This is a genomic window from Kineococcus deserti (assembly GCF_050871945.1).
Lineage (GTDB): Bacteria > Actinomycetota > Actinomycetes > Actinomycetales > Kineococcaceae > Kineococcus.
Genome location: NZ_JBJLSI010000018.1, coordinates 1 through 23,694, shown reverse-complemented (window position 1 = coordinate 23,694; position 23,694 = coordinate 1). Strand labels below are relative to the sequence as shown.

24 protein-coding genes are annotated in these 23,694 nt (G+C 73.0%); 14 read left to right on the top strand and 10 right to left on the bottom strand.

Going from position 1 to position 23,694, the window contains the following annotated elements:
- Positions 1-414 precede the first annotated feature (414 nt).
- The gene (locus ACRYR2_RS14580; protein WP_432563604.1) at positions 415-1,056 is read right to left on the bottom strand and encodes a cupin domain-containing protein; all 642 of its coding nucleotides are present in this window, start codon (positions 1,054-1,056) and stop codon (positions 415-417) included.
- 248 nt (positions 1,057-1,304) lie between these two features.
- On the opposite strand from ACRYR2_RS14580, the gene ACRYR2_RS14575 reads away from it, so the two are divergent.
- Positions 1,305-1,769, top strand: a complete 465-nt coding sequence (locus tag ACRYR2_RS14575) for an OsmC family peroxiredoxin (protein WP_432563603.1) — start codon at positions 1,305-1,307, stop codon at positions 1,767-1,769.
- Here ACRYR2_RS14575 and ACRYR2_RS14570 read toward each other — a convergent pair.
- The gene (locus ACRYR2_RS14570) at positions 1,763-2,302 is read right to left on the bottom strand and encodes a helix-turn-helix domain-containing protein (protein WP_432563602.1); all 540 of its coding nucleotides are present in this window, start codon (positions 2,300-2,302) and stop codon (positions 1,763-1,765) included. The genes ACRYR2_RS14575 and ACRYR2_RS14570 overlap by 7 nt on opposite strands.
- Positions 2,303-2,373: 71 nt before the next feature.
- On the opposite strand from ACRYR2_RS14570, the gene ACRYR2_RS14565 reads away from it, so the two are divergent.
- The 8 genes from ACRYR2_RS14565 to ACRYR2_RS14530 are packed head-to-tail and all read left to right on the top strand — an operon-like array spanning position 2,374 to position 10,350.
- Entirely contained in the window at positions 2,374-2,586 is a 213-nt protein-coding gene (locus ACRYR2_RS14565) for a hypothetical protein (RefSeq protein ID WP_432563601.1), read from the top strand.
- The gene (locus ACRYR2_RS14560) at positions 2,579-4,159 is read left to right on the top strand and encodes an ABC transporter substrate-binding protein (RefSeq protein ID WP_432563600.1); all 1,581 of its coding nucleotides are present in this window, start codon (positions 2,579-2,581) and stop codon (positions 4,157-4,159) included. Before ACRYR2_RS14565 ends, ACRYR2_RS14560 begins: the two co-directional genes overlap by 8 nt.
- Before the next feature lie 4 nt (positions 4,160-4,163).
- Positions 4,164-5,093 carry an ABC transporter permease gene (locus ACRYR2_RS14555; RefSeq protein WP_432563599.1) on the top strand — a complete coding sequence of 310 codons (930 nt, stop codon included), beginning with the start codon at positions 4,164-4,166 and terminating at the stop codon, positions 5,091-5,093.
- Between the two features lie 14 nt (positions 5,094-5,107).
- Entirely contained in the window at positions 5,108-6,016 is a 909-nt protein-coding gene (locus ACRYR2_RS14550) for an ABC transporter permease (RefSeq protein WP_432563598.1), read from the top strand.
- Complete coding sequence (locus ACRYR2_RS14545; protein ID WP_432563597.1) at positions 6,013-6,993, top strand: ABC transporter ATP-binding protein; 981 nt, start codon at positions 6,013-6,015, stop codon at positions 6,991-6,993. The genes ACRYR2_RS14550 and ACRYR2_RS14545 overlap by 4 nt, the downstream gene beginning before the upstream one ends.
- Entirely contained in the window at positions 6,990-7,757 is a 768-nt protein-coding gene (locus ACRYR2_RS14540) for an ATP-binding cassette domain-containing protein (RefSeq protein ID WP_432563596.1), read from the top strand. Before ACRYR2_RS14545 ends, ACRYR2_RS14540 begins: the two co-directional genes overlap by 4 nt.
- The gene (locus ACRYR2_RS14535) at positions 7,754-9,082 is read left to right on the top strand and encodes an amidohydrolase family protein (protein WP_432563595.1); all 1,329 of its coding nucleotides are present in this window, start codon (positions 7,754-7,756) and stop codon (positions 9,080-9,082) included. The genes ACRYR2_RS14540 and ACRYR2_RS14535 overlap by 4 nt, the downstream gene beginning before the upstream one ends.
- A complete protein-coding gene (locus tag ACRYR2_RS14530; RefSeq protein ID WP_432563594.1) occupies positions 9,079-10,350 on the top strand; it encodes an amidohydrolase family protein in 1,272 nt (423 codons plus the stop codon). The genes ACRYR2_RS14535 and ACRYR2_RS14530 overlap by 4 nt, the downstream gene beginning before the upstream one ends.
- A 43-nt stretch (positions 10,351-10,393) precedes the next feature.
- Here ACRYR2_RS14530 and ACRYR2_RS14525 read toward each other — a convergent pair whose 3' ends face one another.
- Entirely contained in the window at positions 10,394-10,861 is a 468-nt protein-coding gene (locus tag ACRYR2_RS14525; protein ID WP_432563593.1) for an MmyB family transcriptional regulator, read from the bottom strand.
- A gap of 173 nt (positions 10,862-11,034) precedes the next feature.
- Between ACRYR2_RS14525 and ACRYR2_RS14520 the strand changes: the two genes are divergently transcribed.
- Positions 11,035-11,262, top strand: a complete 228-nt coding sequence (locus ACRYR2_RS14520) for a Rossmann-fold NAD(P)-binding domain-containing protein (RefSeq protein WP_432563592.1) — start codon at positions 11,035-11,037, stop codon at positions 11,260-11,262.
- Positions 11,263-11,307: 45 nt separating this feature from the next.
- Here ACRYR2_RS14520 and ACRYR2_RS14515 read toward each other — a convergent pair whose 3' ends face one another.
- From ACRYR2_RS14515 to ACRYR2_RS14505, 3 genes are all read right to left on the bottom strand, one after another.
- Positions 11,308-12,984 (bottom strand): thiamine pyrophosphate-binding protein, encoded by a 1,677-nt coding sequence (locus ACRYR2_RS14515; protein WP_432563591.1) that lies wholly within the window; start codon positions 12,982-12,984, stop codon positions 11,308-11,310.
- A gap of 1 nt (position 12,985) precedes the next feature.
- Positions 12,986-13,759: a cyclase family protein gene (locus ACRYR2_RS14510; RefSeq protein WP_432563590.1), complete on the bottom strand. Its 774-nt coding sequence runs from the start codon at positions 13,757-13,759 to the stop codon at positions 12,986-12,988.
- Between the two features lie 89 nt (positions 13,760-13,848).
- Entirely contained in the window at positions 13,849-14,526 is a 678-nt protein-coding gene (locus tag ACRYR2_RS14505; protein WP_432563589.1) for a GntR family transcriptional regulator, read from the bottom strand.
- Between the two features lie 223 nt (positions 14,527-14,749).
- Between ACRYR2_RS14505 and ACRYR2_RS14500 the strand changes: the two genes are divergently transcribed.
- From ACRYR2_RS14500 to ACRYR2_RS14490, 3 genes are read left to right on the top strand one after another with little or no spacing between them, the layout of a single operon-like run.
- Entirely contained in the window at positions 14,750-16,051 is a 1,302-nt protein-coding gene (locus ACRYR2_RS14500) for an MFS transporter (RefSeq protein ID WP_432563588.1), read from the top strand.
- Entirely contained in the window at positions 16,048-16,821 is a 774-nt protein-coding gene (locus ACRYR2_RS14495; protein WP_432563587.1) for an HpcH/HpaI aldolase family protein, read from the top strand. Before ACRYR2_RS14500 ends, ACRYR2_RS14495 begins: the two co-directional genes overlap by 4 nt.
- Positions 16,818-17,768, top strand: coding sequence for a C-terminal binding protein (locus ACRYR2_RS14490; protein ID WP_432563586.1), 951 nt, complete (start codon positions 16,818-16,820; stop codon positions 17,766-17,768). Before ACRYR2_RS14495 ends, ACRYR2_RS14490 begins: the two co-directional genes overlap by 4 nt.
- 32 nt (positions 17,769-17,800) lie before the next feature.
- Here ACRYR2_RS14490 and ACRYR2_RS14485 read toward each other — a convergent pair whose 3' ends face one another.
- The 4 genes from ACRYR2_RS14485 to ACRYR2_RS14470 form a co-directional block, all read right to left on the bottom strand.
- On the bottom strand, positions 17,801-19,390 hold the full coding sequence (locus tag ACRYR2_RS14485) for a phytoene desaturase family protein (protein ID WP_432563669.1): 1,590 nt from the start codon (positions 19,388-19,390) through the stop codon (positions 17,801-17,803).
- A 68-nt stretch (positions 19,391-19,458) separates the two neighbouring features.
- Complete coding sequence (locus tag ACRYR2_RS14480) at positions 19,459-20,787, bottom strand: MFS transporter (RefSeq protein ID WP_432563585.1); 1,329 nt, start codon at positions 20,785-20,787, stop codon at positions 19,459-19,461.
- A gap of 195 nt (positions 20,788-20,982) precedes the next feature.
- Complete coding sequence (locus ACRYR2_RS14475; protein ID WP_432563584.1) at positions 20,983-21,183, bottom strand: DUF6052 family protein; 201 nt, start codon at positions 21,181-21,183, stop codon at positions 20,983-20,985.
- 32 nt (positions 21,184-21,215) lie between these two features.
- Positions 21,216-22,565, bottom strand: a complete 1,350-nt coding sequence (locus ACRYR2_RS14470) for a phenylacetate--CoA ligase family protein (RefSeq protein WP_432563583.1) — start codon at positions 22,563-22,565, stop codon at positions 21,216-21,218.
- Between the two features lie 161 nt (positions 22,566-22,726).
- On the opposite strand from ACRYR2_RS14470, the gene ACRYR2_RS14465 reads away from it, so the two are divergent.
- Complete coding sequence (locus ACRYR2_RS14465; RefSeq protein WP_432563582.1) at positions 22,727-23,602, top strand: PaaX family transcriptional regulator; 876 nt, start codon at positions 22,727-22,729, stop codon at positions 23,600-23,602.
- Positions 23,603-23,694 lie beyond the last annotated feature (92 nt).

Below are 23,694 nucleotides of genomic sequence, written 5' to 3'. Positions count from 1 at the left end.
TGAGGGCGGCCAGGCTCCTCAGGCCCAGCAGAGGGGCCGGTACCTGCGACAGCCCGATGCCCATCGCGCCCTCGGCGCCGGCGTGCCCGATCAACTGCCTCACCAGGGCGCCGAGGAGGTAGACCATCGTCACCAGCGAAGAGATCACGTACTGGGTCTCAACCAGATCGCTCCCGCCCGCATCGTTGGTCACCACCTGCAGCGGCGATGGCTCACCTCCCACCTGGTTGCCCGAGCTGGCAGCGGCGATGGAGTTCCTCCGGGGTGCTGGAGTGCGTCCTGGACCGCTGGCAGTCGTCGACCGGGACCTACCGCGTGACCGACCTCGCCAGCGACGCCATCCCTGGCCGGGGGCGGCGCCGCCGGGGGCGCGGCCCCCGCCGGCACCGCCCTCGGGTGGGAGACCTGCTCGCGTCAGGCCGATGCGTGACGCGCGATGGCGTGCGGGACCGCGGTGTCCTCGTGCGGCAGGTAGGTCGCCGACGGGCTGCTCGCCGGCAGCAGCAGGCCGAGGACGAGGACCGGTTCACAGCCGGGGTTCTCGTTGACGTGCAATGCGCGCGAGGGGATGAAAACGGCATCGCCCGGCTTCATGTCCCGCATCCCGCAGGCGTCGTGGAACGTCGTGCTACCGCTGAGCAGGACCATCAGTTCCGCGTACTGGTGGAAGTGCCAGGGGGCCGCACCGGGAGGCACGACGCCGACGAACAAGGTGGCCAGGCAGCACCCCTGCGCAGGGCCGAGGAGGACCTCGAAGGTCCGGTCGCTCGTGGCCGCCTCGCGGCCGGGTTCGGACAGGGACGACCAGCGTTGCCGTCGCCCGAGCGGGGCGTGCCGGTCCGAGCTCAACGGTACGGAGAACTGCAGAACCACCACCGGTGCCCCGGAGGAGGTGATCTCCACCACGTCGCCGTCCACCGCGTGCACGGCGGATCCGTTGCCCGCCCTCCGGGACTCGCCCTGCACGCTGAGGATCGCCTCCCCGCTCAGCACGTACAGCAGCAGTTCGGCCCCTGCGGCCGCCACCGTGTGGGCGCAGTGCGCTGGCAGGGTCAACCTCGTCAGGGTCGCACCGTCGGTCCCCTCCGTTCGCAGCAGTTCCTCCACCAGGGCGTGTCCGGCGGGCTTGCCAGTGACTGTGGTTCCGGCCGGCGCGGCGGCGGACGGCATGTGGTTCACGGTATTCCCCTCGTGCTCGTAGCGTAGGTTCTACCGGGGGACGGATCTCCCGGCGAGTCGGCGTCCGACCGTTTGCTGCGAGATCCGCAGCACCCTCCAAACCCCTCACGACGAAGGAGAGTTCGATGGCGATGCAGATCGTGCGCAGGGCCACTGCAGGCTGGACCGGCAGTGACAGCGCGGGTTCGGGAACGATCGCGCTCGGCAGCGGTGCGTTCGAGGGAGCGTACTCGTTGCGCAGTCGGGTCGGGGATGAACGCCACACCAATCCCGAGGAACTGATCGGTGCCGCGGTCGCCGGCTGCTTCACGATGTCGCTGGCGAACAAGCTCACCGAGGACGGTGCGGAGGTCGTTCAGCTGGAGACCTCCGCCGCGACCAGGATGGCCGGGGGTGACGGTGGGTTCTCGATCACCGAGGTGGCGATGACCCTCACCGCGAAGGTCCGGGGAGCCAGCGTGGAACGCGTGGAGGAACTGGCGCGGCAGGCGCACGAGAGCTGCCCCGTCGCCAGGGCGCTGGCGGGCACGAACGTGACGCTCACCGTGCGCGCCGAGGTGACCGACTCCGCGGTGGGCGCGGCTCAGTAGCTGGGCGGGGTGACGGCGACGAGGAACTCCGTCGTCGCCGTCGTCTCGTTGACCAGCCGGTGCGGCAGGCGGCTGTCGAAGGAGCAGCTGTCCCCCTCGTCGAGGTGGTGGAACTCCCCGTCCACCTCGACGAGGAGCCGGCCGCGCACCACGATCACGCACTCTTCCGCCGGATGGCTCCAGGCTTCGTCGTGGGAGACGCCGCCGGCCTTCAGGCGCCCCCGCAGCACCTCCAGCTGGCCGTGGGGTGCCGACATGCGGGTGTAGGAGGTGTCGCCGTTGGGGGTGGTGATCGTGACCTCCTTCCCCCGCCGGATGACGGCCACCCGCGAGGCCCGCGGCGCCGACTCGAACAGGTCGAACAGCGGGACCGACAGCGCCCGGGCGACCTGCCTCAACGTTGCGAGGCTGGGGTCGGCCAGCCCGCGTTCCACCTGGCTGATCAGCGCCGCCGACACGCCGGCCGCCTCGGCCAGGGCCGCGATGGTCAGGCCGCGGGCCACGCGCAACTCGCGGATTCGGAAGCCGTCCACGTTCCCTCCTTGTGTTAAATCCTGTTTACGTTCGTTGACCCCGGTTGAAGTTCCACCCTACGGTCGGTGACGTGCCGATCAACACGTCCCTCGCGCCGAGCTGGACGCCCTTCGACGCCCGCGCCGCCGGCCCGTCCCGCCGGTCGCGCCCGCAGCCGCCGGGAATCGCCTCCCGCGGCGATCTGCTGCCCACGCCCGCGTCCAGCCGCATCCTGCCCGAGGGTCCCGATCGAGCGATCACCGCACTGCTCGGAAATCCGGAGAAGGTGGCCAACCATGCCTGAAGCGCACCACGAGCTGCCGCGTCCGCGGCGCCGGACCGTCCTCGCGGCCACGGCCGCCGCCGGGCTGCCGGTGCTCGCCTCCTGTTCCTACGGGCCGGTCGACGACGGGGAGGTTTCGGCGGCGTCCGGCGAGACCGGCACCGTCACCATCGCGCAGGGCGTCGATCCGACGACCATGGATCCCCTGCAGCAGAGGGAGACTTCCACGGCCAACGTGCTGCAGCACCTGTACGACCCGCTGGTCCGGCGGAACCGCGAGGACCCCACGGTCTACGAGCCGGCGCTGGCCGAGGAGTGGACCCAGGTCGACGACACCACGTGGGAGTTCGGACTCCGTCAGGGCGTGACGTTCTCCGACGGGACACCGTTCACCGCGGCCGCGGTCAAGTACACCGTCGACTACCTGATCGGCGAGATCACCGGTGACCCGGCGCTGCTGTCGGCGAACTTCGCCAGCCTCTCGGGGGCGGAGGTCGTCGACGACTTCACCGTGCGCCTGACGACGTCGTCCCCCGCCCCCCTGCTGATGCCGCGCCTGCCGGGCCTTTTCATCGTCAAGGAAGGTGCGGTCGACAGCGACCCGGAAGCGTTGGCAGGCAACCCGATCGGCACCGGCCCGTACACGCTCGAGGCCTGGGACCGCAACGCCCAGGTCGTCCTGCGGGCGCGTGAGGACCACTTCGGAACCACCCCGGCCATCTCGACCGTCGTGTTCCAGACCGTTCCCGACGCCGCGGCGCGCATCGCCGGGCTGAACGCAGGTTCCCTCGACATCGTCACCAATCTCGCGCCGGACAACGCCTCCGAGGTCGAGGCGGCCGGAACCGCCGCGCTGGCGAAGGTGCCCAGCGCGCGGATCGCCTCGGTCTGGCTCGACACGCTCACCGCCGGCCCGCTGGCCGACCCCCGCGTCCGGCTGGCCCTGAACCACGCCGTCGACGTCCAAACCATCATCGACACCGTCATGGGCGGGTACGGCACGCGTGTCGCCACGTTCATCCCCGACTACTTCACCGGCCACGACTCCGCGAACGAACCCCTGGCCTACGACCCGGCGCGGGCGCGCGAACTGCTGCAGCAGGCCGGCCACGGCGACGGTTTCGACATGCAGATGATGGTCCCGTCCGGGCGCTACCCCTTCGCCGAGCAGGTGGCGCAGGCGATCCAGTCCTACGTCGGCGACGTCGGCGTGCGACTGAGCCTGGAGGTCGTCGACTTCGGGGTGTTCTCCGACGCCACCAACAGCGGCAACGTGCCCGACTCCTACTTCGCCGCCTACGGGAACTCGACGTTCAACCCGTTGGCGCACTTCCAGCTCGCCGTGCGCACGGGGGACTCCGGGTATGCGTTGTTCAGCGACCCGGCGGTCGACGACCTCATCGACGAAGCGTCCCGGACGACGGACCAGGACGCCCAGGACGCGCTCGTCTCGCAGGTCGAGGCGGAACTGCTGGAGCAGGCGCCGTTCATCTTCCTGTACGCGCAGGTCGACCTGTACGGCGTTGCCAAGCGTGTGGAGTGGAAACCCAGCACCGACGAGTCGGTCTACATGATCGACGCCCGGATCGTCTGATCACGTGGCCAGGTACCTGCTGCACCGCTTCGTCCAGGGAGTGGTCGTCCTCGCTCTCGTGGCCGTCGTCGTGTTCGTCGTCTCCCGCCTCTCGGGAAACCCCGTCAACCAGATGCTGCCCGAGAACGCGACGCCTGAACAGCGCGAAGCGCTCACCCGCAGCCTCGGGCTGGACCAGCCGCTGACCACGCAGTTCGCGCGCTTCGTCGGCGGCATCCTGACCGGCGACTTCGGCCACTCCCACCGCTTCGCGGCGCCCGCCCTCGACCTGGTCCTGTCGCGGGTGGGGAACACCGTCGCCCTCGCGCTGGCCGGACTGGCGCTGGCGGTCGTCGCCGGCCTGACGCTGGGGGTGCTCTCCGGCCTGCGCCAGGGGTCGCACCTGGACCGCGTCATCACCGCGGTCGTCACGGTCGGGCAGTCGGTGCCCTCCTTCTGGATCGGGATCTTGCTCATCCTCGTGGTGGGCGTGCAGTTGAAGGCGCTGCCCTTCGCCGGGGCGAGCACACCGGAGTCGATCGTGCTGCCGGCACTGACCCTCAGCGTGGTGCCGACCGTGAGCATCGCCCGTGTCACGCGGTCCAGCGTCGTGGAGACGCTGCAGATGGACCACATCCGCACCGCCCGCGCCAAGGGTCTGCGCACCGGCGAACTGGTGCGCCGGCACGTCCTGCGCAACGCGGCGGTGCCGGTGCTGACCATCACAGGTCTGCTGCTCACCGAAGCCGTCGGCGGGGCCGTCATCACCGAGCGCGTCTTCGCCTGGCCCGGGATCGGTTCGCTGGCGGTGGAGGCGATCGCGGTGCGCGACTACGCCGTCGTGCAGACGATCACCCTCGTCGTGGCGGCCGCCGTCGTCGTGGTGGGCGTCCTGGTGGACCTGGCGTACATGGCGGTCGACCCGAGGATCCGGATGACGGGAGCAGCACGGTGACCAGCCTGTCCGGCGTGACGCCGCCCACGGGACCCCCGGCGGCACCTCCCGCGGCAGCGGTGGACGCCCTCGCCGCGCTGCGGCGACACGGCAGGGGCCTGAGAGGTAGGCGCACCGCCCTGGTGGCCGGGGCCTGCGTCCTCGCCCTGGTCCTCGTCGTCTCCCTGCTGACCGCCGTCTTCGGCCCGGCCACCACCGGGCAGGACCTCCTGCAGCGCCTGGCCGCGCCGTCGTGGTGGCCGGGCGGGAGCCCCGGTCACCTGCTGGGCACCGACTCCCTGGGGCGTGACGTCTTCGCGCGCATCGCCGAGGGAGCGCGGACCTCGCTGCTGATCGGGCTGGCCGCCGTGGCCATCGCGGTCGTCTTCGGTGTCGCGGTCGGCCTGCTGGCCGGGTTCGCCGGCGGCTGGGTCGACGCGGCGTTCATGCGGCTGGCCGACGCCGTCCTGGCCATCCCGACCGTGCTGCTCGCCCTCAGCGTCATCGCGGTCGTCGGTGGCGGGATCCGCAACCTGGTGCTGGTCATCGCGTTCTCGCAGTGGATGACGTTCGCGCGCAACACCCGCGCGGTGACGCTGGTGCAGCGCGAGAAGCTGTACACGACCGCCGCCCGCGCCGCCGGGGCCGGCAACGCCCGCATCGTGCTGCGCCACGTGCTGCCGCACACGCTGCCCTCGACCATCGTCCTGGCCACGCTGAACGTGTCCTCGGCGATCCTGGTCGAGGCCGGGTTGAGCTTCCTCGGCATCGGGGTCCAGCCGCCGGCCCCCTCGCTCGGCGGGATGCTCAGCGAGGGCCGGCAGTACGTCACGGGCGCGCCGTGGCTGGCGCTGTTCCCCGGCCTGGCCATCTTCGTGCTGGTGCTGGCCGTCAACGTCCTCGGCGACGGCCTGCGGAGCCACCTCGACAGGGAGCGTCCATGAGCCCCGACCCCGAACCGCTGCTGTGCGTCGAAGACCTCGACGTGGGTTACGTCGGTGCCCGCGGCATGACCTCCGTCCTGCGCGGTGTCTCGTTCACCGTGGCGCGCGGGCAGACACTGGCCCTCGTCGGTGAGTCCGGCAGCGGCAAGTCCACGACCGCGATGGCCGTCGCGGGCCTGCTCCCGCCGACCGCGCAGGTTTCCGGGCGGGTGCGCCTGGACGGTCTGGACCTGCTCGGCCGTTCCGAGCGGCAGCTCACCGACGTGCGCGGCAAGCAGGTGGCCGTCGTGTTCCAGAACCCCATGACCTGCCTGAACCCCACGATGCGCATCGGGACGCAGATCTGCGAGCAGCTGGTGCGCCACGGGGTGCGCTCACGCGGTTCGGCGAAGGCCCGGGCCCTGGAACTGCTGGACGACGTGCGCATCCGCGACCCGCGACGGGTCTACCGCAGCTACCCGCACGCGCTGTCCGGCGGGATGCGGCAGCGCGTCATGATCGCCATGGCCGTCTCGTGCGAACCGCGTCTGCTCATCGCCGACGAGCCCACGACCGCTCTGGACGTGACCGTGCAGGCGGAGGTCCTGAACATCCTGCGGGAGTTGCAGCGCGAGCACCGGATGGGACTGCTGCTGGTCACCCACGACATGGGCGTGGTCGCCGAGAACGCCACCGACGTGGCCGTCATGCACGACGGGCACCTGGTGGAACTGGCCCCCGCACGCGACCTGTTCCGCACACCGCTGCACCCGTACAGCCAGGGGCTGCTGCGCGCGCACCCGGACCTGCACGACGCGCAGGCCCGCCACCGCCGCCTGCCGACCGTCCAGCGCCCGGTGCCGGAACTCGCCGACCTGCCCAGCGGCTGGACCCGCAGCCCCGGCTCGGCGCGCCTGGTCCGCTGTGCCGGTGCCCTGCACCCCGTGCTGCCGGTCGGCGCGGCCGTCACCCGATCCGCTGGGGGGGAACTGCCGTGACGTTGCTGCAGGTCGAGGGTCTCACCAAGCGCTACGGGCACGGCTCGTCGTCCGTCCTGGCGGTCGACGACGTGTCCTTCACCCTCGACGCCGGGCGCACGCTCGGGGTCGTCGGCGAATCGGGGTCGGGGAAGTCGACCACCGCGTTCTGCGTGCTGCAGCTCGTGCGCCCCACCAGCGGATCGGTGCAGCTGGACGGCCGTGAACTCGTCGGCTTGCGCCCACGGCAGCTGCGTGCGGTGCGCTCCGAGATGCAGGTCGTGCTGCAGGACCCGTACGAGTCGCTGAACCCGCGCATGCGTGTCGGCGACATCGTCGATGAACCCCTGGTCGCACACCGACGGGGGAGCCCGGCCACCCGTCGGCGGCGGGTGGCCGAACTGCTGGAACTCGTCGGTCTGCACCCCGACGACGCTCGGCGCCTGCCGGCGTCGTTCTCCGGTGGTCAGCGCCAGCGCATCAGCATCGCCCGGGCACTGGCGCTGGAACCGCGCCTGGTGGTGTGCGACGAGGCGGTCAGCGCCCTCGACGTGTCCATCCAGGCGTCCATCGTCAACCTGCTCAGGGACCTGCAGGACTCCCTGGGCGTGGGGTACCTGTTCATCAGCCACGACCTCGCGGTGGTCCGCGCGGTCGCCGATTCGGTGGTGGTCATGAGAAACGGTCAGGTCGTCGAGTCCGCTGCGGCGGACGAGGTGTTCGAGCGTCCGGCGACGGCGTACACCCGTTCGCTGCTGGACGCGGTCCCTTCGGCGGCGCGGTGAGCGCCCGCACGACGCTGTTGCGCGACGTCGTCCTGGTGGACGTCGACGCCCGGCGACTGCGTCCTTCCTCCGCGATCCTCGTCCGGAACGGCCGGATCGCGGCCACCGGTCCCGTGCAGGAGTTCACGCACCCGGTGGACGAGGTGGTCGACGGCGGCGGCGCCTACGCCGTCCCCGGCCTGATCGATGCCCACATCCACCTGCGCGCCAGCGCGCACGTCGGTCCCAGCGACGCCGCGCCCACCCCGCGGCTGGCACCCGGATCGCACGAGAGCGTGGACGTCTCGGCGCTGGTCCGCCGCGCGCAGACGTTCCTGTGGGCCGGTGTCACCAGCGTCTTCGACGCGGGCAACAACAGCGTGCTCATCCGCGCGGTACGGGCGGCCGAACGCAGCGGGGACGTCGTGGCGCCCCGCATCCACTGCACGGGCAACCTGTTCACCGCCCGCGGCGGACACGGGGAGACCGCCTCGATCCCCGTGGACGACGACTCCGACATCCCCCGGCTGGTCGCCGAGCACGCGAGCCTCGACCCCGACGTCGTGAAGATCACCTACGACGAGCACGGTTGGGGAGTGCGCCCCCTGGTGCCGGTCCTGCGGCAGCAGACGCTGGCCCGGCTCATCGCCGAGGTGCACCGTCATGGCCGCAAGGTGACCGTCCACGTCTCCCACGAACTGCGCGCCCGCCAGGCCCTGGACTGCGGCGCCGACGTCCTCGCCCATCCCGTCATCCAGTCCCCGGTGACCGACGAGTTCACCGAACGGCTCAGCCGCGACCGGATCCCAGTGGTCTCCACCCTGACCATCGGCGAGCGGTACCACCGCCTGGCCGACGCGCCGGAGTTCCTCGATCAACCCTTCTACCGGGCGTGCGAGGAACCGGAGGAACTGCACCGGCTGCGGACGCAGGAGAGCGTGTTCCAGCGGGGCAACCGGTGGGCGGACTGGATGCGGGTCATGACTCCCGTCGCGCAGGCCAACATCGCCCAGCTCGTGCAGGCGGGCGGGGTGCTGGGCGCGGGGACCGACCAGTCCTTCGGGCCGGACTTCCACCGTGAGCTGGAACTGCTCGCGGCGGCCGGGCTGTCCACGTGGCAGGTCCTGCGTGCCGCGACGACCGGCGCCGCCGCCGCGATCGACCGCAGCGGGGAACTGGGCACCTTCGACGTCGGCGCGCACGCCGACGTCCTGCTCGTGGCGGCCGACCCGGTTGCCGACGTCGCCCACCTGCGCCAGATCACGGCCGTCTTCAAGGGCGGGCAGCGCGTGGACCGCGATGCGCTGGACCTGCCGGTGAACCGGACCCGCGCGGTGACGGCGTGAGCGCCTCGCGTTCGGGTGCGGCCCGGGACCGCGGGACGGTCGTCGCCGCCGACCGGGTCGTCACCGCTCCCGGGCGGCCCGTGCTGCGCCGGGCCGCGGTCCTGGTCCACGACGGCCGGATCGCCGCCGTGGGCGCACGGGACGACTTCGGTGCACCCGACGTCGACCTCGGTGAGCGCACCCTCGTGGCCGGGCTCATCGACGCGCACGTCCACCTCGCCAAGTGGCCGGAGGGCGGTGGCCCGCTGCCGCACCAGCAGACCGTCGAGGGTCAGTTGCTGCAGACCGTCAGCCACGTGCAGCGCTTCCTGCGTCAAGGGGTGACGGCGGTGCGCGACCTCGGCAGCCCGAACGGCGTCGTGGGCACCGTCCGCGACGCCGTCGAGGCTGGCACGGTGCTGGGCTGCCGCGTGCAGACCGCCAACGAGGTCATCACCATCACCGGCGGGCACGGGAACTCCTTCGGCATGGAGTGCGACGACGACACGGCCCTGCGCAGGGCCGTCCGCACGCACGTCAAGCAGGGCTCGGACTGGATCAAGATCATGGCTTCGGGAGGGTTCACCAACCCCTACCGCTCCGAGCGCGAGACGCCGTACGCACCGCTGTTCGACGAGCACCAGGTGCGGCTGCTCGTCGACGAGGCGCACCGCTTCGGATTGCCGGCGACCGCCCACTGCCAAGGGCGTGAGGCGATCGCGCAGGCCTTCGAAGCGGGCGTCGACACGCTGGAACACCTGAGCTTCGCCGCGAAGCCGGTCGCGGTCGTGGACCAGGACCTGGCCCGTGCCATCGGCCAGGCGGGCACACCGGTCGTTCCGACGACGAACAACTACTGGCTCACCGTCGGGGTGCCCTGGGCGCCGAAGGACGTGGCGCTGGCGAACCTGAAACTGCTCCACGACTGCGGCATCGCCCTCGCGGCCGGGACGGACATGGGCCTGCCCACCACCACTCCGGAGACCTATGCCGCCGGCCTGGAGGTCATGGCCGTCGCGGGCCTTCCGCTGGAAGACGTCCTCGCCGCCGCCACCACCGTCGCCGCGCGCGCGATCGGGCGGGAGGACTCGATGGGCCGGCTGGACGTCGGTCTCTGCGCCGACATGGTCGCCCTCGACGGCAACCCCCTGGACGACGTCAGCGCCTACTCCCGGCCCACCTGGGTGATGGTGGGGGGCCGTACGGCCCCGAGCGCCGCGGACGAGGCGGTGTGGCGGCCTGAGCCGGCCGGAGCGGCCTGGAGCGGGGTCCACCTGTTCGGCGACTGACCGCTCCCCGCCAGCGCGCTGGCGCATCTCCCCGGTCCCCGCATCAGCTGAGCGGGGCCAGCACCGCCAGGCCGTCGGCGGACGGAGTGCCCGGCTCGGCGTGGTGGGAGACGACGACGAGGGAGGCGGTGCCGAGGACGGCGAACGCCTCCCGGTGCAGCACCAGTTCCCCGACGACAGGCTGGTGCACGACTGCTGTGGGGGAGCCGCCGGCCTTGACGTCGTGACGGACCCGCAGCCGGGGGAACCGGTCGGTCTCCACCGACAGCTCACCGACGAGGGCCTGGGACCGTGGATCGTCCTCGTCGGCGCCGATGTCGGCGCGCAGTTGCGCGACGACGCCGGGGGTGTTCTCCGGCCCGCCGCGGTGGCTGCTCCGCACCCCTGGGTCGGTGAACGACGACACGAGCCGGTTCGAGCGCGGTCGCGAGCGGTCGATCGCCAGCACGTCCCAGTCGCCGTCCACGACGAATGCCGGGCACGTTGACGGTGTCGAGCAGCATCCGGACACCGCCGGCACCCGTTCCGGCCGCTGCGTGGGCGCGGAACAGCTCCAGCCGGAGGTACTACTCGTTGCTGATCTCCGCCAGCAGCGCCGTTTCCCCCCGTCGCAGCCCACGGACCCGGCGCGTCGGGGGTCCGCCTGCCGAGCCCCCGGCCGCTCGCGACGGCACGCCGCCGGCGATGAGCCGCGGCATCCGGAACCCGGCCCTGCCGACGGTGAGCGGACCGGCCAAGGTCGGCGCCGAACTCATCGCCGGCGTCGAGCAGAGCCCGGCTCCGCAACGGCTGGTCAACGGCAGCGACTCCTTCGCCATCGTCCGGGCCGCGCTGCGCGAGCGGCTGACCGACGTCGGAGCGCAGGAGGCCGGTGCTGCCTCGACCGGCCTGACCGGCGCCGTGGCCGGCTGAGCGCGCGGCACCAGGGTTGGCGTCGACCGGGTGCGGGTGCCGCGGTCAGTGCCCGCGGAACGCCTCGGCCAGCCACCACGCCCCGCCGTCGGTGGCGATCTTCGCGTCGAGCACGAACGGCACGCGGCGGGGCCCGGCGAGCCAGGCGTCGAGCGCGTCCAGGTCCGCCACCGAGCGTACGACGACCCCCTCGGCGCCGAATCCGCGGCCGATGGCCGCGATGTCGGTGTCGGGGAACGTCACCGTGGAGACGTCGGCCCCGCCAGGTCCGAAGTGGTGGACCTCCGCGCCGTAGGCGGCGTCGTCGTAGCAGACGACGAGCAGCCCCAGCCCCAGGCGGACGGCCGTCTCGAGTTCGGAGACCGCCATGAGCAGGCCACCGTCGCCGGTGCCCACGACCGGGAGGCGGTCCGGGCGGGCCAGCGCCGCGCCGATGCCCGTGGCCAGTCCGAGCCCGATCGACTGGAACGCCTGGGTGAAGCAGAAACCCTGCTCATCGGGGACGGCGAGGTAGGCGCTGGGGTAGCCCATGAAGTTCCCCGAGTCGACCGCGACGACGCGTTCGGCGGGCAGGCGCCGGTCCAGTTCACGGCTGAGGACCCGTGGGTCGATCGTCGTCGCCGTGGACAGGTCCGGGGTTTCCACGTCGACCCAGCGGACCGACGCGGCGATGCGGTCACCGACCTCGGGGGTGCGGTAGCCCTCGACGGGTTTCTCGTCGCGGGCCAGCAGTTCGGCCAGCACGTCGGTGGCGGTCTGCGCGACGTCGCCCAGAACGCCGAGGTCGACGGGGCGGTTCGCGCCGAGGGACTCGTCCTCCAGGTCCACCTGGACGACCACCGCGCCCGGGCCGATGAGTGTTCCGTGCCGCATCGTCCACATGTTCAGCGTGCATCCCCAGCCGACGACGAGGTCGGCCCCGCGCACGAGTTCGGCGGTCAGGGGGGAGGAGAAACCACCGGAGATCCCGAGGTTGAACGCCTCGCCCTGGAACAACCCGTTGGCCACCGCCGAGGTCGCCAGCAGCGCGCCGCTGCGTTCGGCCAGGGCGCGCAGTTCCGGCCCGGCAGCCCGGGCGCCGCGGCCGGCCACGAAGACGGGTCGTTCGGCCCGCTGCAGCAGGTCGGCCAGTTCGGTGGTCGCGGCCCGGCCCGGACGCACCGCGGCGGGGCGGCGCAGCGGGGCCGCGGTGGCACCCGGGGGAGCGGGCTGGGCCTGCACGTCGAGGGGGAGGCTGAGCACGACCGTCCGGCGTTCGTGGACGGCGGTGCGCACGGCGCGGGTCACGTCGGCGACGGCGCTGCCGGCGGAGTGGACGCGTTCGGCCACGGCCCCCACGCTGCGGACCAGGGCGTCGGTGTCGATGCGGAAGTTCGACCGGACCGCGGCGCCGGCGGTGTCGGCGGTCAGGACCAGCAGGGGAGTGCGGCTCTTGGCGGCTTCCCCGATGCCGGTGAGGGCGTTGGTCAGCCCGCACCCCTGGTGGGTCGTGACCGCCGCGAGCCGGCCGCTGGTGCGGGCGAAGGCGTCGGCCATGGTGGCCGCGCCGCCCTCGTGCCGGGCGGCGGTGAACGGGACACCGGCGGCGACCAGGGCGTTGGTGAGGGCGAAGTTCCCGCTGCCGACGACGCCGAAGACGTGCGCCAGACCCAGGTCGGCCAGAACCGTCCCGACGAGTTCGGCGACGGTCCGGCCGCCCGCGGCGGTGTGCGGCTCGGCCACGTCAGGACCTCTCGACGAACGCGTAGACGCGGGCGGGGCTGCCGGTCCCGCCGACGACGGGCAGCGGTGCGACGAGGATCAGCGCCCCGCTGGTGGGCAGCCGGTCGAGGTTCTGCAGCTGGGTGATGCCGTACTTGTCCGCGCCCAGCAGGAAGTGGTGGGCGGGGAACGGCGGCTCGAAGCCCCCGGCCGCCCCGGCGTCGATGCCGACGGTCTCCACGCCGAACCCGGAGATTCCCGAAGCGGCCAGCCACTGCGCGGCGGCCACGGACACACCGGGGGTGTGCGGGCCCTGCTCGTCGGCGTTGAGGAACGTCTCCTGCGATCCGCCGCGAGCGCTCCAGCCGGTGCGCAGCAGCAGCCACGCCCCTTGCGGCAACGGCCCGTTCTGCGTTTCCCACTCCTGCAGGTGCCCGGGTTCGAGCAGGAAGTCCGGGTCGGCCCGGACCTGCTCGGTGACGTCGAGGACCGCGAGGGGGCCGACCAGGCGCGCGGGTGGGATCTGGTCGACCGAACGCCCGCTGCGTCCCGTCGCCCAGTGCGTCGGGGCGTCGAGGTGTGTACCGGTGTGCTCGCCGGTGTGGATGTTGTTCCACCCCCACGCGGGGCCGGCCTCGTCGAAGTCGCTGACGGGTTCCAGGCTGAGCGGGATGGTGTTCGCGAACGGCGGCGGCAACTGCAGCACCGGGGTGCTGGGGCTCAGCGGGGCCGTGAGGTCGATGACCTCGACGTCGCCGGTGCTCAAACCCTTCTGCAGGGCGTCGAGAGTGCTCATGGGTGCTCCTCCAGTCCCTGCCGATCTTGGGGGCCGGAACTGGCGCATGTCAACAGATTGGCGTGCGTTACATGTTTGACATGTCCCGGTCACAGGGCGCCGGGGCACCCCATGCCCTCCAGGACGTGCGCCTCCAGTTCGGCGATGACCGCGCCCGGGTCGTGTGAGGCCACGGCGGCGCGCAGTTCGCGCAGCAGGCGGGCGTGGCGTTCGACCATCCCGCGCTGGCCGCGGGCGTAGGCGTTCGTCTGCTGCATGGCCAGTTGCACCTGGTCCCGCAGCGAGGCGTAGGCCGTGTCGAGCCGCCGGGATCCCGCGCAGTGCACGAGGGCCTCGTGGAAACCGCGATCGGCGCGCACGACGGCCGTCGCGACGCCGGAGTCGACGGCCGCGCGCAGGTCCTCCAATCCCGCCGCCGCCGGAGCCAGGGACCTCCGGCCGCGCACCACGAGCCGCGCGGCGAGGGTTTCCTGGGAGATCCGCAGGCCCGCGAGTTCGACCAGGTCGGCGTCGGTGAAGCGGGCGACCGAGTACGAGCGGTTCGGAGGTTTCACGACCAGTCCGGAGTGCTCCAGCAGGCGCAGCGCCTCGCGGACCGGTGCCCGGCTCACGCCCAGCGACGCCGCCAGGACGGAGTCGCGCAGGCGTTCCCCGGGGGCGAGGTCGCCGCCGAGCACGGCCTCGCGCAACCGGGCGTGCACGTGCGCCACGAGCAGGCCCGAACGGCCCCCGGCCTCGGCTGCACCTTCGTCGACGTCGCTGAGCACGCAGGGATCGTCTCACGAACACCCTTGACGAGTGTCGACACTTTGACCAGAGTGTCGACATCCCGGTCTCGTGGCCGGATTCACGACGCCACCGGCTCGACGCGGAGCCGACCGCGGGCAGCCACCTCCCGCAGCCACCTCCCGCAGCCGCCCGAAGTTCCCGCAGCACCTCCGCAGCACCGCCCCGCTGTCGTGACGCCCCGCGCGTCGGAACGGAGATCCCGTGCACGCCAACGCAACCCGCAAGGCCGCCGGCAGACTGGTCCCCCTGCTCGGCCTGTGCTTCTTCGTGAGCATCCTCGACCGCACCAACGTGAGCATCGCCGCGCTGGAGATGAACGCCGACATCGGACTGTCGGCCACCGCCTACGGTCTGGGGGCCGGAGTCTTCTTCCTCGGCTACTTCCTCTTCGAAGTGCCCTCGAACCTGGCTCTGGAGCGGTTCGGCGCCCGCCGTTGGATCTTCCGCATCATGGTCACCTGGGGCCTGCTCGCCGCCGCGATGGCCCTGGTCCAGGGCCCCACCTCCTTCTACGTCCTGCGCTTCCTGCTCGGCGCCGCCGAAGCGGGGTTCTTCCCCGGCGTGGTGCACTACCTGCACCAGTGGTTCGGTCGCCGCGAGTACGCGAAGGTCCTGGCGGCGCTGTCGGCCTTCGGGCCCGCGGCCAACGCGCTCGGCGCCCCGCTGTCCACCACGATCCTCACCAACCTCGGCTGGCACTGGGTCTACGTGCTCGAGGCGCTTCCCGCGCTCGTGCTCGCGGTCGTCGTCCTGCGCGCGCTGCCCGACCGGGTCGCGGACGCCCGCTGGCTGAGCGAGGCGGACAAGCAGGCACTGACGGCCCACCTGGCCGCCGAGGACACCGTCAGCGCCCACGTCCCGCTGCGACAGGCGCTGCGCGAGCGCCAGACCGTGCTCATGTGCGTGCAGTACCTGCTCATCATGACCAGCAGCTACGGCCTGGTGCTGTGGCTGCCGCAGGTTGTGCAGGCTCTCGGTGTCAGCACCACCGCCACCGGCTGGTTGAGCGCCATCCCGTTCGCCGTCGCGGCGGTGGGGATGGTCCTGTGGGGCCGGCACTCCACCCGCACCGACGAGCAGCGGTGGCACGCCGTGGTCCCGTGCGTCCTCGGCGCAGCGGCCTTCGCCTTGGGGGCCGTGGCCGGCACCCCGCTGCTGTCGATGGTCCTGCTGAGCGTCGCGGCCTTCGCCGTCTACACCGGCGCCAGCGCCTTCTGGGCCCTGCCGCGGCTCTTCGTCACCGGAACCGCGGCAGCTGCGGCGACCGCGCTGACGAACAGCTTCGGCAACCTCGGTGGTTTCGTCGGTCCCTACCTCACCGGGTACGTCCGCGACGCCACCGGCAGCTTCACCCTCGCGCTGGCCCTCCTCGCCGTCCCGTTGCTGGCCGGCGGGTCGATGGCCCTCGTCACTGGACGCGGTCCCGGCCGCGGGGCCCGGGCGGGCATCGACCGCACCGCCGTGCCGACCGGAACCACCACCACCACTGGAGGCTTGTCGTGATCAAGATTCCGCTGCGCACCCGCCTGCAGGAGGGACCCGTGCTGGCCACCTTCGCAGGGCTGGCCGCCCCGTCCGCCGTCGAGGTCCTCGCCTGGTCCGGTTTCGACACGGTCTGCGTCGACGCCGAGCACTCGGCGCTGGATCCCTCCACGCTCGCCGGGGCCGTCCGGGCCGGCGACGCCGCGGGCTGCGACGTGCTGGTGCGCGTGCCCGAGCTCGGCGCCGACGTCGGGCGGGCCCTGGACCTGGGCGCGGCCGGGATCGTCGTCCCTCGGGTGGAGAACGCTGCGCAGGCCGAGGCCGCCGTCGCCGCCGTCCGCTACCCCCCGCGCGGCGCGCGCGGGGCCGGACCGGGGCGGGCCGCCCGCTACGGGGCGACGATCCCGCAGGTCGTGGCCACCGCGGACAAGCGGGTCGTCCTCGCCCTGCAGGTCGAGACGCGCCGGGGGGTCGAGGCCGTCGGGGACATCGCCGCCGTCGACGGCGTCGACGTGCTCTTCGTCGGTCCCGGCGACCTGGCCGTCTCCCTGGGCGCCCCACCCGGCTCCGCCGAGCACGACGCGGCGGTCACCCGCGTCCTCGACGCCGCGCGCGACGCCGGGCGCCACGCCGGCATCTTCTGCCGGGACCCCGAGCAGGCCGGGCGCTACGCGGCGCTCGGCGTGCGGCTGCTCGTCCTGGGCTCGGACGCCGGCTTCCTCACCGCCGCGGCGACCACGGTGCACCAGCGGGCCCGGGCGGCCCTCGCGGCGGGACGGGTGGACGCGTGAAGGTCGTGAAGACGGACGGTCTGCTCGAGGTGTCGCCGGAGGACCTGCGGTCGTTCGCCGGCCTGCCGGTGGACTTCAGCGAACGCACCTGCCTGACCGAGGACGAGCTCATCGAGACCTGCCGCGACGCGGCCGGCCTGCTCGTGCTGCGCGAACCCCTCACGGCGCGCGTGCTGGACGCCCTGGAGGGTTGCCGGGTCATCGCCCGCTTCGGCATCGGCCTGGACTCCATCGACGTCCCGGCCGCCACCGCCCGCGGCATCCGGGTCACCCACGTTCCCGCGGCGAACGGGGTGGAGGTGGCCTCCCACGCCGTGGCGATGGTCATGGCCCTGACCCGCCGGCTGCCCGGGTACCACGCCGAGGTCGCCGGCGGCGGCTGGGACTTCGAGGGGCCCGGGCTCGGGGTGCGGCGCACCACCGAGCAGACCGCGGGTCTGCTCGGGTTCGGCCGCATCGGCCGGCGCGTCGCCGCGGCGCTGGCGGCGATCGGGTTCACCGTCCAGGCCCACGACCCGAACCTGCCCGACGAGGCGTTGCGCGCCCAGGGCATCCGCCCGGTGGGCCTGGAGGAGCTGCTGGCCGGGTCGGACGTGCTCTCGGTGCACGTGCCCCTGACCGAGGCCACGCGCGACCTCCTCGACGCCGCCGCGCTGGCCCGGCTGCGCCCGGGCGCCGTCCTGGTCAACGTCTCGCGCGGCGGCATCGTCGACGAGGCGGCCCTGGCCGAGGCCGTGCGCACCGGGCACCTCGGCGGTGCCGGGCTGGACACGTTCGCCGTCGAGCCGCTGCCGGCCGACAGCCCGCTGCGGGGTGTCCCGGGCATCCTGCTGAGCCCGCACGCGGCGCACTACTCAGCCGACTCCTACGCCGAGACCCGGCGCACCGCGTTCGAGGACCTGGCCCGGGTGCTGCGGGGCGAGGAACCGCGCTTCCCCGCCAACTGACCGCTGACCGGCGCGCGTCGGGCCGGCGCCGGTCAGCGGCCGCCGACCCGGCGCAGCACCGCCCAGGCGGTCCGTGCGCGTGCCCGTCGCCGCTCCAGCGCCTGCACCTCCGCGGCGACCAGGTGCCCCGAACCACCGCCGAGGCCGGGGCCGGGGTGGGTCGAGGCGCCGAGGTGCCACAGCCGGTCGACCGGGGTGCGGTGGCGGCCGCTGCCGGCCAGCGGCCGCCAGGCGAAGTTCTGATCCAGTTGCGCCGAGCCGCCGTACGGGTCACCGCCGACCGCGTTGACGTTCGCGCGCTCCAGGTCAGCGGGGGAGAGGACGTCGATCCCGAGGACGTTCTCGCGCAGGCCCCCGACGTGGCGGGAGAGCCGGGTCAGGACGCGGTCGGCGTAGGCGCGGGCGAGGTCGGCGGTCCAGCCGTCGCGGGTGTCGAGCTCACCGGCGGCGTCACCCACCGGGGTGCCCGGCAGTTCCTGCAGCTGCAACCACAGCGTCGCCGCACCGCGCGGGGCCCGCGAAGGGTCCAGCAGGCTCTGCTGCCCCACGGCCACCGTCGGGTGGCGCGGCAGCAGGCCCGCGTCGGCTTCGGCACAAGCGATGCCGGTGCTGGCCGACCCGTCGGACAGGTGCACCAGCGGCACCTCGTCCAGGCGGGAGTCCTTCCAGTGCAACGGTTCGGCGAGGGCCACGTGCACCTGCATCGCGGCCCGGCCGTACCGGAAGCGGGAGGCCTGGTGCCGCAGAGCGGGTGCGACGGCCGCCGGCGCGAGCAGGTCGCCGTAGAGGGCGGTCGAGGTGACCGAGGCCAGCACCGCCCGCCGGGCGCCCAGGCGGGTGCCGTCGGCCAGTTCCACCGCGTCGGCGGACCCGTCCCGCACGGTGATGCGGCGCACGTCCGCCCCGGTGCGGACCACGACCCCGCGCTCGCGCAGCAGGGCGCCGAAGGCGTCCACGAAGCGCCCCGCGCCGCCCACGACGACCGGCAGCCCGGCCCCGTGCAGCGTCGCGGCGAACACCGGGAGCATGAGCCCGCCGGAGGCGTGGTCGGGGGACAGGCCCGCGTGCAGGAGCCAGGGGGTCCACAGGTGGTCCACCTCGGGTCCGCTGAACTCCCGGGCGGTGAAGGAGCGTCCGCTGGTCACGGCGTCGCGCACCCAGCCCTCGGTGCCCCGACGGCCGTTGGCGCGCAGCAGCCCCAGGAGCGGTCCCAGGGCGGAGACCGACCGCAGTTCCCCGCCGAGCAGACCGCCGACGGCGCTCGCGCTGCGGCTGAAGTGGTCCAGGTGCGCCAGGTAGGTGCGCGCGTCCCCGGGGTCGGCGAAACCCTCGGCGGTGTGCACGGGATCGCGGTGGGCGACGGTGACCCGGCCGTCGTCGGCGACGCTCGCGGTGAGCCGGCCGTCGGTGTTGGCGTACCGGAGCCCGTGCCGGTGCAGGTCGGCGCCGAGCGCCGCGTAGGCGCCACCGGTGACGAACAACGGGTGCCAGGAGGAGAACGTGTCGTGCACGTAGCCGGGCAGCGTCCGTTCCCCGGAGGCGATGAAACCGCCGATCCGCTCGGAGCGTTCCAGCAGCGTCACCGACCAGCCCGCGGCGGCGAGCTCGGCGGCCGCGACCATGCCGTTGACGCCCGCCCCGACGACGACGGCATCGGGGGTCTCGGGGTGCCCCGTTCCCGGCGGCGGGCTCACGCCGGCACCTGTTCCCGCACCGCCTTCGGTTGCCGGGGCACCGCGGCCACGGCCAGCGTCGCCGCGACCCCCACGACGGCGAAGGTGGCGAAGCTGACCTCCCGCCCGAAACCCTGCTCACTGATCCACCCGCCGATGAGCGGGCCCGAGATGGCACCGATGCGGGCGAACGACAGGGCGAAACCGGTGCCGGTGGCGCGTACCGCGGCGGGGTAGTAGTCGGCCACCCAGCCGGTCAGCACCAGGGACGTCGAGATGGAACCGATGCCGGCGAGGGAGACGAACAGGTAGTTGACGACGAGGGCGTTGGGGAACATCAGGCACAGCACCCCGGCGGACCCGAGGCTGTAGAAGACCAGCAGGACGAGTTTCTTGCCGTGGCGGTCGGCGAGCCGGCCGAGGACCACGCCGCCGATGGCGGAGGCGAGGCTGAAGACGACCAGGAACATCAGGGAGGACCCCAGTTCGTACCCGGCCGAGCGCATGATGGCCGGCAGCCAGGTGTTGAGGCCGTACACCAGGAGCATGCCGCAGAACAGCGAGAGCCAGAAGAACACCGTGGCCCGCAGGTAGCGGCTGGAGAACAGCGACGCGATCGAGCGGCGCAGGTCCGGGCGGTCCCCGGTGTCCGGTGCGCTCGTCCACTGCTCCTCGACGAACGGTTCGATGCCGAGGCGGCCGGCCAGGGCCCTGGCCTCGGTGGCCCGGCCCCGGGCGAGCAGGCTCTCGATCGACTCCGGCAGCACGCGCCACAGCACGGGGGCCATCAGCGCGGGCAGGGCGCCGACGGCGACGACGCCGCGCCAGCCGATGTGCGGCAGCCCGACGAGGGCGACCAGGGCCGCGACGAGGATGCCGAGGGAGTAGCCGGAGTACATGAGGCCGTAGTTGAAGGAGCGCCGGCCCGGCGCCGAGTACTCGATGGTCATCGCCGCGGCGACGGGGATGATCCCGCCCATGCCGATGCCGCCCAGGAGCCGGAAGACCCCGAAGAGCTCGGGGGTCGGCGCTGCCGCGGCTCCGGCCTGGGTCAGCGAGAAGACCAGCAGGGACGCGATCAGCATCCGCCGGCGGCCGATGCGGTCGGAGACGGTGCCGACGACGGAGGCCCCGATGAGCATCCCGACCAGGGCGTAGGAACCCAACCCACCCAGTTCCAGCGGGGTCAGCGACCAGTCCGGGTCGTCGGCCAGGCTCGGCAGGACGGCGCCGAGGACACCGACGTCGTACCCCTCGGCGAGGATCGCGGCCCAGCAGGCGAGCAGGACGCGCCGGGTGGTGCGGGGGTCGACGGGCCAGTCGGGATCGGTGGTGGACGGGTGCACGGCGACTCCTCGTTCACGTGTTCGTCCGCGGGGAAGGCCCGCGAGGACGGCGGGAAGGTCCGTCGGGTGCGGCGCGGCCTCGTCACCGCTGCGTCCCACGGCCTCGTGGGGGCGGTGTCCCGCTGCAGCGCTGCCCCGACCTGAGGTGACGTCCACTCCTCGGACGTCACGGTGGGGTTGCGGGAGTGCGGCGCCTCAGCAGGCGAGGTCCGCCAGGTGCTCAAAGTCGAGGGCGAGGTCGGTGACGGCCACGGCCACGGCGGCCAGCGCCGCGCGGACGTTCGCGGCGGCGCAGGGGGGCAGGTCTCGGGCGGCCAGGTCCTTCAGCGTCGTGTACACCTCGACGAGCGTGTGCTCGTCGGCGGTCAGCGGGGTGCCCAGCAGGTCGGTGCTCATGGTCCTCACGTCTCTCCGTCGTCGGTCGGGTCTCAGGCGAGCACGGGGGCCGGTGCGGCCGGCCGCAGGTCCACGAGGCGTTTGGCCTTCAGCTCGAAACGCGGCAGTTCACCGGTGGCGGCGCGTTCGACGATGAACCGCAACCCCTCGTGCGCGTCGGCCAGGTCGGTGCCGATGCGGGCGGCCATGCCGTCCCACTCCGCCTCGCTGAGGTCGGCCGCCGGTTCGACACGCAGGTAGATCTCGTCGCGGATGCCCTCGCGGACGATCCTGAGCTGGAACTCCTCGACGTGCGGGTAGGTGCGGACGATGCCTTCGACGGCCCGCGGGTACACGTTGGTGCCGCGCACGAGCTTCATGTCGTCGACCCGGCCGAGGATGCCACCGGCGTACAGGTCCCAGGTGCGGCCGGAGTTCGACGCCGTGTGCGGGACCTTCACGACGAGGTCGGCGGTGCGGTAGCGCAGCAGCGGGATGGTGCCGCGGCCGAAGCTGGTGCAGACCCGTTCGCCCTGTTCGCCGTAGGGCAGTTCCTCGCCGGTGGCGGGGTCGACGACCTGCTCGATGAAGTGGTCCTCGATGACGTGGCAGCCGCCGGGCTGGTCGGCGGGTTCGAACATGGAGATCGTGGAGACCTCGGTCATGCCGGCGGTGTCGTAGGCCTTCGCGCCCCAGGCGGCCTCGATGAGGGCCTTGGTCTCGGGGATGGAGCCGGCGGGTTCGCCGGACAGGATCACGGTGTGGACCTTCGAGCCCTTGAGGTCCAGGCCGAGGGCCTCGGCCTCCTGGGCCATCCGCAGCGCGTAGGTGGGGGTGGAGGCGACGACGGTGACGTCGAAGTCGAGGATCTGCCGGACCCGCGTGGTGGTGGTCTGCGCGCCGCCGGGGATGGTCAGGGCGCCGATCTTCTCCAGGCCGTTGTGCAGGCCCCAGAACCCGATGAAGGAGCCGTAGCCGAAGGCGACGTACCCGGTGTCGTGCGCGCGCACGCCGGCGCCCCACAGGGCGTAGCACCACATCTCCGCCGACCAGGCCCAGTCCTTGCGGCTGTCAAGCGCCCGCAGGGGGGTGCGGCCGGAGGTGCCCGACGTGGTGTGCAGCCGGACGGCGCCGGCGGTCCCGGTGACGGGCAGCTCCCCGAAGGGCGGGTGGGCCTCCTGGCTGGCCATCCACGCCTCGCGGGTGAGGAAGGGGATGCGCTGGAGGTCGTCGAAGGTGCGCAGCTGGTCGGGGGAGAACCCGGCGGCGGCGAAGGTGCGCCGGTAGTGAGGGCTGCGCTCGGCCGCCCAGGTGGCGGTGCGCCGCAGCTTCGCCAGTTGCAGCGCGCGCAGCTGCTCGCGGGGCAGCGTCTCGGTCTTGGGGTTCCAGAAGGGCGAGTCCATGGCGGTCCTCCGGGGGTGGGGTTCCGGTGAATGTAACGACGGTTTGACGCCCGTCACAAGGGGGCGATGTTAAAGTTCGATTACGTGGTTCCGGCGTCGCGTCGCCGGGCGGTCCGCCGTGGAACGGTGTTCGTCACCCAGCTCGCAGGAGGTCAGCCGTCGTGCCCACCCCCACCGCCGCAGCCCCCCGGACCCGGACCCGGGCCCCCGGCGCCGACGGGTCCCCCTCGGCCGCCGCGCACCCGCGCACCCTGCTGGTGGAGTTCCTCGGCGCCTTCGTCCGTCAGCGCGAGGGCTGGGCGCCGGTGTCGGCCATCGTCTCCCTGATGGGTGAGGTCGGACTGGACGGGCCCAACGTCCGGACGTTCGTCTCGCGCCTGAAGAGCCGGGGCTGGCTGGAAGCGGACAAGCGCGGACGCACCAGCGGTTACCGGCTCACCGGTACGGCGCTGGCCTCGCTGGCCGAGGGGGACGAGGTCGTGTGGCGGGCCCGCCAGGAAGTGTCCCTGGAGGAAGGGTGGGTGCTGGCCACCTTCTCCGTCCCCGAGTCCGAGCGGGCCAAGCGCCACCTGCTGCGCTCGCGCCTGAGCGGGCTGGGTTTCGGCAACATCGGTGCCGGGGTCTGGATCGCCCCCGCCCGCATGCTCGCTCCGGCGCGCAACCTGCTGGGGAGGCTGGACCTGCTGCAGTTCGTCGACCTGTTCATCGCGCAGGTCCCGCCCGGTGGTGACGTGGAGGACCTCATCCGTCGCGGGTGGGACCTCGCCGAGCTCGACGCCGAGTACCACGCCTTCGTGCGTGACCGGGAGGGCGTGGCGCGCCGGTGGGAAACCGTTCCCGGCAGCGACGCCGAGGCGTTCCGCGACTACGTCCTGGCCCTGAACCAGTGGCGGTTGCTGCCGTTCAAGGACCCCGGGCTTCCGCACGAGCTGCTGGGTGAGCGGTGGGCGGGGTTGCGCGCGGGCGAGTTGTTCGTGCACCTGGTGAGCCTGCTGGAGGTCCGGGCCCAGCGCCACGCCGCGACGTTCTGGCCCTGACGGGCGCGGGGGGGGGGGGGGGGGGGGGGGGGGGGGGGGGGGGGGGGGGGGGGGGGGGGGGGGGGGGGGGGGGGGGGGCGGGGCGGGTTTTT